At 65.0% G+C, this 13,928-nt stretch carries 17 protein-coding genes; 2 read left to right on the forward strand and 15 right to left on the reverse strand.

Annotation, left to right across the window (positions count from 1 at the left end; translation table 11 throughout):
* Window positions 1-6: 6 nt before the first annotated feature.
* From AC59JP_RS15510 to AC59JP_RS15520, 3 genes are read right to left on the reverse strand one after another with little or no spacing between them, the layout of a single operon-like run.
* Window positions 7-1,311, reverse strand: a complete 1,305-nt coding sequence (locus tag AC59JP_RS15510) for a DUF2254 domain-containing protein (RefSeq protein ID WP_497326703.1) — start codon at window positions 1,309-1,311, stop codon at window positions 7-9.
* A gap of 60 nt (window positions 1,312-1,371) precedes the next feature.
* Window positions 1,372-2,874: a DHA2 family efflux MFS transporter permease subunit gene (locus AC59JP_RS15515; RefSeq protein WP_497326704.1), complete on the reverse strand. Its 1,503-nt coding sequence runs from the start codon at window positions 2,872-2,874 to the stop codon at window positions 1,372-1,374.
* On the reverse strand, window positions 2,871-3,440 hold the full coding sequence (locus tag AC59JP_RS15520; protein WP_497327082.1) for a PadR family transcriptional regulator: 570 nt from the start codon (window positions 3,438-3,440) through the stop codon (window positions 2,871-2,873). Before AC59JP_RS15520 ends, AC59JP_RS15515 begins: the two co-directional genes overlap by 4 nt.
* Before the next feature lie 160 nt (window positions 3,441-3,600).
* On the opposite strand from AC59JP_RS15520, the gene AC59JP_RS15525 reads away from it, so the two are divergent.
* Together AC59JP_RS15525 and AC59JP_RS15530 are read left to right on the forward strand one after the other, a co-directional pair.
* Window positions 3,601-4,323, forward strand: a complete 723-nt coding sequence (locus AC59JP_RS15525) for a GNAT family N-acetyltransferase (protein ID WP_497326705.1) — start codon at window positions 3,601-3,603, stop codon at window positions 4,321-4,323.
* Window positions 4,320-5,330, forward strand: a complete 1,011-nt coding sequence (locus tag AC59JP_RS15530; RefSeq protein ID WP_497326706.1) for a glutathione S-transferase family protein — start codon at window positions 4,320-4,322, stop codon at window positions 5,328-5,330. The genes AC59JP_RS15525 and AC59JP_RS15530 overlap by 4 nt, the downstream gene beginning before the upstream one ends.
* A gap of 53 nt (window positions 5,331-5,383) precedes the next feature.
* Here the strand turns inward: AC59JP_RS15530 and map are convergent, their stop codons facing one another.
* The 12 genes from map to AC59JP_RS15590 all read right to left on the reverse strand — a co-directional run bounded on the left by map (window position 5,384) and on the right by AC59JP_RS15590 (window position 13,926).
* Window positions 5,384-6,178: a type I methionyl aminopeptidase gene (gene map, locus AC59JP_RS15535; RefSeq protein WP_497326707.1), complete on the reverse strand. Its 795-nt coding sequence runs from the start codon at window positions 6,176-6,178 to the stop codon at window positions 5,384-5,386.
* Window positions 6,179-6,180: 2 nt separating this feature from the next.
* Window positions 6,181-6,729: an adenylate kinase gene (locus AC59JP_RS15540; RefSeq protein WP_497326708.1), complete on the reverse strand. Its 549-nt coding sequence runs from the start codon at window positions 6,727-6,729 to the stop codon at window positions 6,181-6,183.
* Window positions 6,726-8,051 (reverse strand): preprotein translocase subunit SecY, encoded by a 1,326-nt coding sequence (gene secY / locus AC59JP_RS15545; RefSeq protein ID WP_497326709.1) that lies wholly within the window; start codon window positions 8,049-8,051, stop codon window positions 6,726-6,728. Before secY ends, AC59JP_RS15540 begins: the two co-directional genes overlap by 4 nt.
* Before the next feature lie 185 nt (window positions 8,052-8,236).
* Window positions 8,237-8,680 (reverse strand): 50S ribosomal protein L15, encoded by a 444-nt coding sequence (gene rplO / locus AC59JP_RS15550; protein ID WP_497326710.1) that lies wholly within the window; start codon window positions 8,678-8,680, stop codon window positions 8,237-8,239.
* The gene (gene rpmD, locus AC59JP_RS15555; protein WP_497326711.1) at window positions 8,677-8,862 is read right to left on the reverse strand and encodes a 50S ribosomal protein L30; all 186 of its coding nucleotides are present in this window, start codon (window positions 8,860-8,862) and stop codon (window positions 8,677-8,679) included. Before rpmD ends, rplO begins: the two co-directional genes overlap by 4 nt.
* Complete coding sequence (gene rpsE, locus AC59JP_RS15560) at window positions 8,855-9,529, reverse strand: 30S ribosomal protein S5 (protein WP_497326712.1); 675 nt, start codon at window positions 9,527-9,529, stop codon at window positions 8,855-8,857. The genes rpmD and rpsE overlap by 8 nt, the downstream gene beginning before the upstream one ends.
* Window positions 9,530-9,560: 31 nt before the next feature.
* Complete coding sequence (gene rplR, locus AC59JP_RS15565; RefSeq protein WP_497326713.1) at window positions 9,561-9,968, reverse strand: 50S ribosomal protein L18; 408 nt, start codon at window positions 9,966-9,968, stop codon at window positions 9,561-9,563.
* Window positions 9,968-10,507, reverse strand: a complete 540-nt coding sequence (gene rplF / locus AC59JP_RS15570) for a 50S ribosomal protein L6 (protein WP_497326714.1) — start codon at window positions 10,505-10,507, stop codon at window positions 9,968-9,970. The genes rplR and rplF overlap by 1 nt, the downstream gene beginning before the upstream one ends.
* Before the next feature lie 14 nt (window positions 10,508-10,521).
* On the reverse strand, window positions 10,522-10,920 hold the full coding sequence (gene rpsH / locus AC59JP_RS15575) for a 30S ribosomal protein S8 (RefSeq protein WP_497327083.1): 399 nt from the start codon (window positions 10,918-10,920) through the stop codon (window positions 10,522-10,524).
* Window positions 10,921-11,302: 382 nt separating this feature from the next.
* Window positions 11,303-12,814, reverse strand: a complete 1,512-nt coding sequence (locus tag AC59JP_RS15580; RefSeq protein WP_497326715.1) for an APC family permease — start codon at window positions 12,812-12,814, stop codon at window positions 11,303-11,305.
* Between the two features lie 55 nt (window positions 12,815-12,869).
* Window positions 12,870-13,598: a mycothiol-dependent nitroreductase Rv2466c family protein gene (locus tag AC59JP_RS15585; protein ID WP_497326716.1), complete on the reverse strand. Its 729-nt coding sequence runs from the start codon at window positions 13,596-13,598 to the stop codon at window positions 12,870-12,872.
* Between the two features lie 142 nt (window positions 13,599-13,740).
* Window positions 13,741-13,926: a type Z 30S ribosomal protein S14 gene (locus tag AC59JP_RS15590; protein ID WP_497326717.1), complete on the reverse strand. Its 186-nt coding sequence runs from the start codon at window positions 13,924-13,926 to the stop codon at window positions 13,741-13,743.
* Window positions 13,927-13,928: the final 2 nt, after the last annotated feature.

A 13,928-nucleotide genomic window follows, 5' to 3' on the forward strand; every position in this document is an offset into this window, starting at 1 on the left:
AGCTTCTCACGCCCGGGTCGGAGTCGATATCGCGCTCAGGGCTTCGTCGACCGACGAGTCGAACACGGCGAGGTCGTCCGGATCCGGGCCGGCTGCCTCGACCGTGCGCCGCAACGCGACCAGCTTGGCGCGAACGCGTGCCCGCACGTCCTCGTGGACGGTCGCGGTGCCGATTCGCCGTGCCAGTCGGATGACCGCGTCGACGGCGACGGGGTCGTTCTCGACGCAGACCCGAACGGCGTCGAACACGTCGTCGACCAGTTCGACCACAGGAACCCGTGTCACGGTGAGCCGGACCGTGCCCGAGGAATCGGTGCGCCCCGTGAGCGGCAGCGGACGGCGCGAGAGTGGAACGAGACCCACGGCCAGCTCGTCGAGAGCGTTCCGAGCGGTGTACGGATCGTTGGTGCTCGGAGACAGGGCACGGACGGCCATCTCGGTGAGCTGCTGCACGGCGAACGTCACATCCTGGCGAGGAGTGCGACTGTCTCCCAACCGCACTGCGCTCAGCACCGCCGCAGCCAGGTCCGGTGTCGACACCACAGCCATCGGTTCACCGGCCACCAGATGGTGACCGGCCCTGATCCGAAGCTCGACGACGCCACCGTGTTCGGTGGCCGCGGCCAGCAGTCCGTCCTCGTCGATCGAGACGACGAAACCCGACTCTTCCGACACGACCTCGAACATGGAGGCACGGTCCAACTCGGGAGCTGCGACGCAATTGCCGGAAACCTCTGCAGGATAGAGCAATTCGATTGCATCGACCATTTCGCGTCGAACGCGCGCGGAGAGCGTCGACACCTGGATCGAGTTGGCGATGTGATGAATGAAATACACGAGCACCGCGACGTCGAGAACAGCGAGCACCACCGCCACGTTGACCGCGATGTCCGGGACGAACGCGATGTGATCGTCCGCCGCCGATCGAATGGAGCGGAGAACGATGAGCGAATAGAGGAACGTCGCCCCGAACAATCCCAGGACGAATTGGTTGCCTCGGTCGGCCATGAAGTTGCGCACGAGCCGCGGGCCGTACGTCGAACTTGCCGTCGCAAGAACGGAAATGGTGATGGAGAACGATGTGGCGGCCACACCGAGCATCGATCCACCGATCGCGCCCAGAATGTCTCGGCTCCCGCTTGCTCCGACGCGATACAGCAACGCGCCCCACGCCCCGAAATCCGTTCCGGACAGCCGTCTGTCGACGGTGATCAGGCCCTGCGCGAGGAGGACGGCCGCCAGACCCAGAACCGCAGGGAGGAACCAGAACGTGTCACGTGCACGGAGGAGGGCTGAGCGGATGGAGGCCATGTGACTCACAGTGCCAGGCTCGACCCGCCCCCACGAGTGAGGGTGGAGCGGCGGCCCGCGCTACACCGTCGCCTTCGCGTCGACCGGCGCGGCCGACGCCGTCCCTGCGTGATTGCCGAACGCCGGCCGCGCGTAGAACGCACACGCGATCGCACCGACCACCAGCACAGCGGCCGGGAGGTAGAGCGACTGCGCCAGTGCCGAACTGAACGCGTCGGCAATGACGGCGGGCACGCGACCCGACTGAATCTCCGCACCCGCGCCGGAGGCCTGAACGGGCAGTTCGGCGGCGATGCGGTTCTGCATCAGGACGCCGATGCCGGCGCTGCCGAGGACGGAACCGAACATTCTGGTGGTGTTGTAGACGCCCGAGCCGGCGCCGGCCTGACTCAGCGGCAGGTTCCGAGTTGCCGTGGCACCGAGCGGCGACCAGATCATGGCGTTCGCGACACCCATCACGGCGACGGGCACCAGCAACTGCCAGATCGGTGACGCGGGGGTCATCACCTGCGTGAGCCACACCAGCGTGATCGCGAGAAGCAGCAGACCCGTGCCCGCGATGTAGCGCGGGTGCACCCGGTCGACCTGCTTGCCGACGATCGGTGCGAGGACACCGGTCAACACGGCCATCGGGATGAAGGTCAGCGCTGCACGAGTCGGGGACAGTCCGGTTCCGCTCTGCAGAAAGAGCATGACCGGCAACATCATTCCCGACATTGCGAAGCCCATCGTGGCGATGGCCAGACTCGAGATCGAGAAATTGCGGTCCTTGAACAAGCCGAGCGGAACCAGTGGCTCCTTCGTGTTGCGGGCCTGCCACACGATGAACGCTGCGAAGACCACGAGGCCCAACCCGATCGAGGTCCAGATCCAGGCGTTCCAGTCGTGCTTCTGTCCCTCCTGAATACCGAAGACGAGGAAGAACAGGCCGACGGCGCTGAGCACGACGCCGAGGATGTCGAAGGTGTGCTCGTTCGTCGGCAACGTCGGCACGAACTTCAGTGCCAGAACGACCGCGATGATGCCGACGGGGATGTTGATGAAGAAGATCCACTCCCACCCCAGCGAGTCGACGAGGACGCCGCCGAGCAGCGGGCCGACGAGGGTGGCGACGCCGGCGACGGCGCCCCAGACGCCCATGGCCGTTCCGCGCTTGTCCTTGGGGAAGATGCGGGTGATCACGGCCATGGTCTGCGGCGTGATCATCGCGGCGCCGATGCCCTGCACGGCGCGCGCGGCGATCAACATCTCGATGGAGCCGGACAGACCGCACCAGAGCGACGCGAGGGTGAAGACGATCAGGCCGCCGATGTAGAGGTTCTTGGGACCGAAGCGGTCACCGAGACGCCCGGTGACGAGCAGCGGCACCGCGTAGGCGAGGAGGTAGGCGCTGGTGACCCAGATGACGTTGTCGATGCCGGTGTTCAGGCCGGTCAGGATGGCGGGCTGCGCGACGGCCACGATGGTGGTGTCCACGAGAATCATGAAGAAGCCCAGGCAGAGGACCCATAGTGAGAGCCACGGACTGGTCTGCGGCGCGGCGGCGGTGGTGGGAGTGGTCATCGAAGTCCTTCGGTGAGGGTGGTGGGGAGGCTGTGGGGTTGCCAGTCGAGTGCGCCGCTGTCGATGTCGCGCACGAAAGCACGCAGCCACGACAGTTCCGCGGTGCGCATGGCGAGGGTGTACTCGAGTCCGACGTAGTAGATGCGCTTGGGACCGACCGACTCGCCGATGAGTCGAAGCTCGTCGTGATCCTTCTGCAGCAACTCGATGCGGTTCTTCAGTAGTTCGGACGCGGCCTCGGCGCTGAGGTTGTGCGCCTCGGACAGGGCGAGGGTGAACTGCGGGTATTCCTCGGACGGCTGAGCGAGCAGCTCGGCAAGACGTTCTCGCAGTGCATCTTTGCCCGCGTCGGTGACCTCGTACGTGGTGCGCTCGGGGCGGTTGCCGTCGCGGTCCGTGCCCACGGAGGCCACCAGTTCGCGCTCGGCCAGGCGATCGACCGTGTGGTAGAGGGAGCCCGGCCGAATCTTGAGCAGTCGGTCTTCCTTGCGGGCGATCAACAGTTGATACATCTCGTACGGGTGCATGGCCCGTTCGAACAGCAGGGCGAGTACAGCAATGCCCATGGGCGTCAGTGCGGTGATTCCCGACCGGCCTTCGGCCTGCCCGCCGATCCCAGCCACGACTCACCTCCCAATTCGGACAAAATGCCCCATGTCGAATATTCCACATGGAATATACGACGCGGAGTACACGCCGTGCAAGGTGTCCCGTTAGCGTTGAGGGGTGAATTCGCACCAGATCGACATCGTTCGACTTGCCTGGGCGCGCGCACTGGGGCTGCCCGACGACGCGTTCCTCGAACCGCGCACGCGGGTGGTGGCCGAGGAGGACGACGCCGACACCATCGACTTCGTCGTGCTCGACGGCCGCAGCGCCCTGACCGGTCCGTCGTGGGCGATCTCCCGAGCCGACGGCGTCAGCAACGAGACACTCGCGACGCGCGACGGCATTCGCGCCCTCGCGGGCAGCCGCGCCGGCCGGTGCGCCGGGCCGACGACCCTTGCCTACGCCGACGAGGTGCGCGGAGACGTGAGCCAGGAAAGCCCCCTCATCTCGCACGACCTCGATCACGTTCTGGCGCTGGAAGCAGCGGTGCCTCCGGACGACGCGGCCGAGGCGGACATCACGCGCAAGCGAAACTGGTTCACCGTGATGGACGACGCCGAGGGCGAGGAGTCGGCGCGTCCCGTCTCCAGCGCCGGATACGTCGAGTTCCACGGCTTCGTCGCCGACATGGGAGTGCTCACGGCAGCGGATCGTCGACGACGCGGATTCGGCTTCACCGCAGCACGATTGGCGACGAACGACGCCATCGACGCCGGCCTGGTTCCGCAATGGCAGGCGCACGTGGACAACCTCGCCGGGCGCTTGCTGGGTGAGGCCCTCGGCTACACCGAGCTCGGCATCCGAACGCAGGTCACGCTCACCAGTACCGTGGAGACATGAGCAACGAAGGTTCGTACGTCGAAGAAGACGAGTTCAACCGCGACACCAACTACATCGAGGACCGCATCACCGCGGACTCGGGAGCGACGTGGCCCGTCGAACCGAACCGCTATCGGCTGGTCGTCGCCCGCGCCTGCCCCTGGGCCAACCGCGCCATCATCGTGCGCCGGCTCCTCGGGCTCGAAGACGTTATCTCCATGGGCATCTGCGGTCCGACGCACGACAAGCGAAGCTGGACCTTCGATCTCGATCCCGACGGACTCGACCCGGTCCTGAAGATTCCCCGGATCCAGGACGCCTACTTCGCCCGCTTCCCCGACTATCCCCGCGGCATCACCGTTCCCGCGATGGTCGAGGTCGAGAGCGGCAAGGTGGTCACCAACGACTATCCGCAGATGACACTCGATTTCTCGACCGAGTGGACGCAGTACCACCGCGACGGCGCACCCGACCTCTACCCCGAGGCGCTGCGCAGCGAGATCGACGAAGTCGCCGAACTGGTGTTCACCGACGTCAACAACGGCGTCTACCGCTGCGGGTTCGCGGGATCGCAGGAGGCATACGAGAAGGCCTACGACCAACTGTTCGGGCGGCTCGACTGGCTCGAGGAGCGACTGTCACGACAGCGATTCCTGGTGGGCGACACCATCACCGAAGCCGACGTGCGACTGTTCACCACCCTCGCCCGCTTCGACGCCGTCTACCACGGGCACTTCAAGTGCAACCGCAGCAAGCTGATCGAGATGCCGGCGCTGTGGGGCTACGCCCGAGACCTGTTCCAGACTCCCGGTTTCGGTGACACCACCGATTTCGTCCAGATCAAGCAGCACTACTACATCGTGCACAAGGACATCAATCCGACGCAGATCGTGCCCAAGGGCCCGGACCTGTCGAACTGGCTTTCCCCGCACGGCCGAGAGGCGTTGGGCGGCAGGCCGTTCGGAGACGGAACGCCTCCGCCGCCGCCGAAGGAGTCGGAGACGGTTCCCGCAGATCACTCGGCCTGACCCCTGCTGTGCGCGATTTCATGCCCTCCAGGGCATGAAATCGCGCACAGCGGTCAGGGCCTCGCCGTGAGAATTCTCGGGCCGTCCTCGGTGACCGCGACGGTGTGTTCCCAATGGGCACTGCGGGTTCCGTCGGTGGTGACCACGGTCCACCCGTCGTCGAGAACGTCGGTCTCGTAGGTTCCGAGGGTCAGCATGGGCTCGATGGCCAGCGTCGAACCCACCACCAGTTCGGGACCCTTTCCCGGTGCACCTTCGTTCGCGAGGAACGGATCCATGTGCATCTCGCGGCCGATCCCATGGCCGCCGTACCCGTCCACGATTCCGTACGAGCGTCCGTGCGCCTTCTCGGCAGCGTGCGTGCCCTGCTCGATGGCGTGGGAGACGTCCGTCAACCGATTTCCCGGCAGCATCGCTGCGATGCCGGCTTCCATCGACAACCGCGTCGCCTCGCTGAGCAGTGCGTCGGCCTCGATGATGTCGCCGACTCCGAACGTCCACGCCGAATCGCCGTGCCACCCGTCGAGGATCGCACCGCAGTCGATGGACACGAGATCACCGTCGGCAAGGACCACGGACGAGCTCGGAATCCCGTGCACCACAACTTCGTTCACCGAGCTGCAAATGCTGCCGGTGAATCCGTGGTAGCCGAGGAACGACGGCACCGCGCCCGCATCACGAATGACGGACTCGGCAACCTGGTCGAGTTCGAGCGTCGAGACGCCGGGCTTCGCGTGTTCCCTGACCGCGACCAGAGCCCGGCCGACGATCTCGCCCGCCGCGGCCATGGCGTCCAGCTCGCCCGCAGTCTTGAACGGGACGACCTTGCGCTTACGTCCGAAACCCATGCTTACTTGATCGCGTCGAGCACAGTCCGGTTGACCTCGTCGACGTCGCCCTCGGCGTCGATGGTCACCAGGCGGCCGTGATCCTTGTAGTAGTCGAGCAACGGAGCCGTCTCGGCGCGGTAGACCTTCATGCGGTTGCGAATGACGTCTTCGGTGTCGTCCTCACGACCACGCGCCAGCATCCGCTCCACCACCACGTCCTCGTCGATGACGAACGAGACGACGGCGTCGAGCTTCTGGTCCATGTCGGCCAGGATCTCCGTCAGCGAATCGGCCTGACCGACCGACCGCGGGAAACCGTCGAGGATGAAGCCGCCGGTGGCGTCGGGCTCGGAGACGCGGCTGCGCACCATGTCCACGGTCAACTCGCTGGGGACCAGATCGCCCGCGTCGAGGTACTTCTTCGCTTCGATTCCGAGCGGCGTGGACTCGCCGATGTTCGCGCGGAAGAGGTCTCCGGTCGACACGTGCGGGATGCCCAGCTTCTCGGACAGGAGCTTGGCTTGGGTGCCCTTGCCGGCACCGGGAGGACCGAGGAGAACGAGTCTCACTTGAGGAACCCTTCGTAGTTGCGCTGCATGAGCTGACTCTCGATCTGCTTCACCGTGTCCAGGCCGACGCTCACCATGATGAGCACGGCCGTGCCGCCGAACGGCAGGTTCTGCGCGGCGCCACCGGAACTACCGATGTCGAGGAACAGGTTCGGGAGAACAGCGATGGTGCCGAGGTAGATGGCTCCGGGCAGCGTGATGCGACTGAGAACGAAATTCAGGTAGTCGGCCGTGGGTTGACCCGGCCGGATACCCGGAATGAAGCCGCCGAACTTCTTCATCTCGTCGGCACGTTCTTCGGGGTTGAACGTGATGGCGACGTAGAAGTAGGTGAAGAAGACGATCAGGCCGAAGTAGATGAGGATGTACACCGGGTTGGCCGGGTTCACCAGATACGTGTTGATGGCCCTCTGCCACCAGCTCGGGTCCGCCGCCGTGGTTGCGTTGGTGAGCTGGGCTATGAGGTTCGGCAGATACAGCAGCGACGACGCGAAGATCACCGGGATGACGCCGGCCTGGTTGACCTTCAGCGGGAGATACGTCGACGATCCGCCGTACATCTTCCGGCCGACCATGCGCTTGGCGTACTGCACCGGAATGCGGCGCTGGCCCTGCTCGACGAAGACGACACCGGCGATGATCAGCAACGCCGCCACACACACGAGGCCGAACACCAGGCCGCCGCGGCTGTCGAGGATGGACTTGCCCTCGGACGGGATGCGCGAGGCGATACCGGCGAAGATGAGCAGCGACATGCCGTTGCCGACGCCGCGCTCGGTGATGACCTCGCCGAACCACATGACCAGGGCAGCACCCGCGGTCATGACGAGCACGATGATGACGAGTCCGAAGATGGAGCTGTCGGCGATGATGTCGAGGTTGCAGCCCTGCAGCAGCTGGCCGCGCGACGCGAGAGCGACGAGACCGGTGGCCTGCAACACGGCCAGCGCGATCGACAGGTACCGCGTGTACTGCGTCATCTTCGCCTGACCGGCCTGGCCCTCCTTGCGGAGTTCCTCGAACCGCGGAATGACGACGGTCAGCAGCTGCACGATGATGCTGGCGGTGATGAAGGGCATGATGCCGATCGCGAACACCGAGAGCTGCAGAAGCGCGCCGCCGGAGAACAGGTTGATCAGCGAGTAGATACCGGCCGACGATCCGCCGGAAACCTGGTCGATGCACTGACGGACGTTGCCGTAGTCGACGCCGGGCGACGGAAGCGTCGCGCCGAAGCGGTACAGGGCGATCAGGCCGAGCGTGAAGAGGATCTTCCGCCTCAGGTCAGGAGTCCTGAGGGCCGACACGAGGGCGGAAAGCAAAGATCCTCCTGGGACGGGTATCTGAAAAGAAGTAAAGGAGCCCGGTGCGAGGCACCGGGACCGCCGTTAAGCACTCTAACAGCGGGCGATCGGCGACCGACCTGGCCAGTCGGGCGATCTACGAAAGGCAATGGCCGCAGCACGACGGTGTGGTCGTGCCGCGGCCATCAACTCACGCGGTGTTCTTACAGCTCGGTGACGGTTCCGCCGGCTGCACTGATCTTTTCCTTGGCGCTGCCGGTGAACTTGTCGGCGGTGATGTTGGCCTTCACCGAGAAGTCGCCGTCGCCCAAGATCTTGACCAGACGGTTCTTGCGCACTGCACCCTTGGCGACCAGATCGTCCTTGGAGATCTCGCCACCCTCGGGGAACAGACGCTCGATGTCGACCAGGTTCACGACCTGGTACTCGACGCGGTTGCGGTTCGTGAAGCCCTTGAGCTTGGGAAGCCGCATGTGCAGCGGCATCTGTCCACCCTCGAAGCCGGCCGGCGTGTTCTTGCGAGCACCCGTGCCCTTCGTACCGCGACCACCGGTCTTGCCTCGCTTGCCGCCTTCACCGCGACCGACGCGGATCTTGGCGCTCTTCGAACCCGGAGCCGGGCGAAGGTGATGCAGTTTGATGGTCATTTGGTGACCTCCTCAACGGTGACGAGGTGACGCACCACGTTGATCAGACCGCGGTTCTGCTCGTTGTCCTCGCGAGTCACCGTCTGGCGGATCTTCTTGAGGCCCAACGTACGCAGGCTGTCGCGTTGGTTCTTCTTCTGACCGATGGAGCTCTTGATCTGGGTAACTTTCAGGTCAGCCATGAGCTGCACTCCCTGCTGCTGCAGCGCGAGCGCGGAGCATGCCGGCGGGAGCAACGTCCTCGATCGGCAGGCCACGACGAGCCGCAACCTCTTCCGGACGCTGCAGAGCCTTCAGCGCTGCAACGGTTGCGTGGACGACGTTGATCGCGTTGTCGCTACCGAGCGACTTGGCGAGGATGTCGTGAACTCCGGCGCACTCCAGCACGGCGCGCACGGCGCCACCGGCGATCACACCGGTACCGGGGCTGGCCGGACGCAGCATCACGACGCCGGCCGCAGCCTCACCCTGAACGGGGTGCGTGATGGTGCTACCGATCAGCGGGACGCGGAAGAAGCTCTTGCGAGCCTCCTCGACACCCTTCTGAATGGCCGCAGGAACTTCCTTGGCCTTGCCGTAGCCGACGCCGACCAGACCATTGCCGTCACCGACGATCACGAGGGCGGTGAAGCTGAAGCGACGACCACCCTTCACGACCTTCGAGACGCGGTTGATCGCGACTACGCGTTCGAGGTTGTTCTTCTCCTGAGCGTTGCCGCCCCGAGAATCGCGACCGCCGCGACCGCCGCGATCGTTTCCGCCGCGGTTGTCACCTCCGGCCGCGTTGGGTCCTCCAGTGTTGGGTCCGGCGGGGCCGCTTCCGCCGTCACGCCGTTGACGTCCCGGCATCAGGCTGTCCTTCCGTTCGTAAGAGTCATCATCAGAACTTCAACCCGCCTTCGCGAGCCGCATCGGCGAGGGCCGCGATGCGTCCGGCGTACTTCTGGCCGCCGCGGTCGAAGACCACAGCGTCCACACCGGCAGCCTTGGCACGCTCGGCGATGAGTGCGCCGACCTTGGCGCCACGCGCCTTCTTGTCGCCGTCGAGCGCACGAACGTCGGGCTCGATGCTCGACGCCGAGGCCAGCGTGTGGCCGGCCAGGTCGTCGATCAGCTGCACGTGCAGGTGACGCGACGACCGGTTCACGACCAGCCGAGGCCGATCCGGCGTGCCGGAGACCTTCTTGCGTAGGCGGAAGTGGCGACGTGTCTTCGACAGGCGACGACGCGTGGAGACGTCCTTGCCCAGCGGGATGCGCTTCTTCTGGGTTGTTTCGGGATTGCTCATCACTTACCTGTCTTTCCGACCTTGCGGCGGATCTGCTCACCCTCGTAGCGAACGCCCTTGCCCTTGTACGGGTCCGGACGACGCAAGCGACGGATGTTGGCGGAGATCTGTCCGACCTTCTGCTTGTCGATACCCGACACCGAGAAACGGGTGGGGGTCTCGACCGTGAAGGTGATGCCGTCGGGCGCCGAGATCGGCACCGGGTGGCTGTATCCGAGAGCGAACTCGAGGTCGCTTCCCTTCAACGCCACGCGGTAGCCGACGCCGTGAATCTCCATCTTGGTGGTGTAACCGGTGGTGACACCCGTGATGAGGTTCGCGACGAGGGTGCGCGACAGTCCGTGCAGTGAGCGGCTACGACGTTCGTCGTCGGGCCGGCTGACCGAGATCGATCCGTCGTCGTTCTTGGCGACGGTGATGGGCTCGGCAATCGTGAGACTCAGTGTGCCCTTGGGGCCTTTGACCGTGACGTCCTGGCCGTCGATGGCAACATCGACGCCCGCGGGGACCGTCACAGGCAGCTTTCCGATACGCGACATAGTGGTGGCCTCCCTTACCAGACGTACGCGAGGACTTCGCCGCCGACGCCCTGCTGAGCCGCCTGGCGATCGGTGAGCAAGCCGGTGGACGTCGAAATGATCGCCACACCCAGCCCGCCGAGGACCTTGGGCAGATTGGTGGATTTTGCGTAGACACGCAGTCCGGGCTTGGACACCCGGCGGACACCGGCGAGGCTGCGCTCGCGGCTGGGTCCGTACTTGAGGTCGACGATGAGGGTCTTGCCCACCTCGGCGTCCTCGGTGCGGTACTCGGAGATGTAGCCCTCACGCTTGAGGATCTCGGCGATGTTCGCCTTGATCTTCGAGTGGGGAAGCTTCACCTCGTCGTGGTACGCCGAATTGGCGTTGCGCAGACGCGTCAAAAAGTCTGCGATCGGGTCGGTCATGGTCATGGCAGAAGTCATGGCCCTTTCTCGCAGCGGTTCCCATGCAACACGCGCGGGCTGGTGCCCCGTTCGAAGGGGCCTGGCTCGTCACATCGTGGGCCTACAGCGAAGTAACTTGTCCTGACCGGCTGTTGCAGGTCAGGGGTGGTAGCTCCTGCCAGTGCCGGGGGCACTGCCAAGTGGGTGACGCTCTACCGAGTTCGGGTGCAGCGGGTCCGCGTGCAGGCACGACGGAACCCGGGCAACCCTGCAAGTGTAGGCAATGCGCTGGTGAGGACCAAATCGGGTTGGACTGGGCGCCAACTGGCCGTCGGCCGTCGTTATTGCACGATCTGTCTCGCTTACCGAGACCGATCGTGCAGTTCTGGCCGCTGTACGCACCGCCGATTCAGAGCGAGTCCCCGCGATCCCGCACCCGGTCACCGAGGTTGGCCTTCTCGTCCCGGTCGAGCGCTTCGACGTCGATGAAGCGCGACTTCCCCATCGTCGCCCGATTGACGAAGTACGTGACCACCCACAGCGCGACGCCGAGCAGCAACATGGCGCCGGCGATGCGGTACTGAATCATCTGAGCGTCGGTGCGTGCCCAGGGGCCGACGAGAAACAAGCACAGCGTGGCGCCGGCCACCGAAACCCAGAGCGGTGCGTTGAAGCCGGTCGTCTCCTTCTTGCGCTTGAGCACGAGGTTCGCGATGTTCACCACGGCGAACACGCAGAGCAACAACAAGCCGGTGGTCCCGGAGAGTGCGCTGACCACCGAATTGCCCGACAACCGGTTGACGACCACGATCAGCACGATCGCGAGCAGCGTCGAGAAGGCGATGGCCGCCCACGGCGAACGACGTTTGGGCAGAACGGAACTGAGCCCCTTGGGCAGGATGCGCTGACGGCCGAGTCCGTAGATCAGCCGGCTGGCCATCAGCATGTTGATCAGCGCGGTGTTGGCGACCGCGAACACGGTGAGGTACGGGAAGATCTCGTCGATCGGCAGGCTGGGCGCTCCGAGCCGCACCACGTGCAGGAGGATGCCCTCGCTGCCCGAGTCGTAGTCGAGCGGAAGCACGGCGATCACCGCCACGACCACCAGAACGTAGATCAGACAGGCGATTCCAAGGCCCGACAGCATCATCTTCGGGAAGATCTTCTCGGGGTTCTTCGTCTCCTCGACCATGTTGACCGAGTCCTCGAAGCCGACCATGGCGAAGAACGCGATGGTGGTCGCGATGGTCACCGCGAGGAACCACCCCTTTTCGTTCGCGTCCTCGAAGACCACGAGGTTGGCGATATCGCCCTCCGCGCTACCACTTCCGACCGCGACGAATCCGATCACGATGACGATGGCAAGAGCCGCCATCTCGATGATCGTCAGGATCACGTTGAACTTCACCGATTCTCCGACACCGCGAAGGTTGATGGCGGCGAGCAGGCACATGAAGAGCAGGGCGACGACGAGCTGCGCGGTGTCGCCCGTCGGAACGTCGAACCACCCCACTCCGTCTGCGCTGGAGAAGGTTTCGTGCAAGCCGGCGAGCAGATTTCCGGCAACCACGTTCGACGACGTCGACGCGCTCGTGATTCCGGAGCAGATGACCGCGAACGCGACGAGGAATGTCGCGAAGTGAATGCCGAACGCCTTGTGCGTGTACAGCGCGGCCCCGGCGGCCTGCGGATACTTGCACACGAGTTCGAGGTAGGAGAACGCGGTGAGCGTCGCCACCACGAACGCGAGGATGAATGGCAGCCACGCCATTCCGCCGACGTTCTCGATCATGTCGCCGGTGACGGCGTAGACACCTGCGCCCAGGATGTCGCCGACGATGAACAGGAGCAGCAAACCGGGCCCGAGGACCCGCTTGAGCTCGGGCGACTCGGTCTTTTCTGTGTGCGCCACATCCGTCATGGGAGAGACAGTAAACCCGTCGAGCCGCGCATGCCGGGCGAACAGGACAGCCGGGTTACTTCTTCTGGCGCCGACTGCCGCCGTGCCAGTCCTCCTGCACTCCCACCTCGTCATCGGCGACACCCAGGCCTCTGAGCTGCGGCTGCTCGCGCAGACTGCGTTTGAGTTCGGCGAAGCCGGGGAATGTCGCCAGCCCGATCACGTGGTCCCAGAGCTCTGCCGCCTCGTCCTCGCTCGGCAACCGCGAGATGACCGGGCCGAAGAATGCGACGCCCTCGGGTGGCTGGAAATGCAGGATCGGCGTGCCGACGTCCTTGCCGGTCAGCGCCAGCGCGGCGTCGGTCTCGCCCTGGATCACGGTGTCCCAGCTGTCGTCGTCCAGCGCGGCGAGATGGACGTCGGGAATGCCGAGGTCGGCCAGGATCGGCGCGAGAAAGTCGGCCGTGCCGCGGAAGCCGGGGTGCTCGTCGGGGTCCGGCGGCGAGTCGAAGATCCGCGCGCCCAACGCGGAGTACAGACGCGCGACGTCCTCACGCCCGCGGTCGGCGCGCACGCTGGCGGCGGCGCGAAGCAGTCGAAGCCCAGCGGTGTGGCCGGCTTCGTACTCGGGCGGGAAATGCGCGTCGTAATCGATGTGCGAGTTGATCAATCGCAGCGAGATGAACTTCCAGTCGACCGAGTAGTCGCGCTGGGACTGCACGATGCGCACCCACTTGCTGGTCATCCAGGCGAAGGGGCACACGGGGTCGAAGTAGAAATCGATGTCGGCGGTTGGGCTGGTCATGTGAACCATGATCCTCGGAACTGCACCCAACTCGGCCGAACCGGCGGGTTTCCGCATTTCCGAACGAGTTGGGTGCAGAAAACTACCTACGAAATGCCGAAAGGCCCGAGCCATACGACTCGGGCCTTTCGAACTCTTCAGATCACCAGGAGCTCTTGTGCACTCCGGGAAGCTCGCCGCGGTGCGCCATTTCACGGACGCAGATGCGGCAGAGACCGAACTTGCGGTACACAGCGTGCGGACGGCCGCACTTCTGGCAGCGCGTGTACGCGCGAACCGCGAACTTCGGCTTCTTGTTGGCCTTGTTGATCAGTGCCTTCTTTGCCATAC

This window comes from Rhodococcus sp. 320_ES (assembly GCF_059691855.1).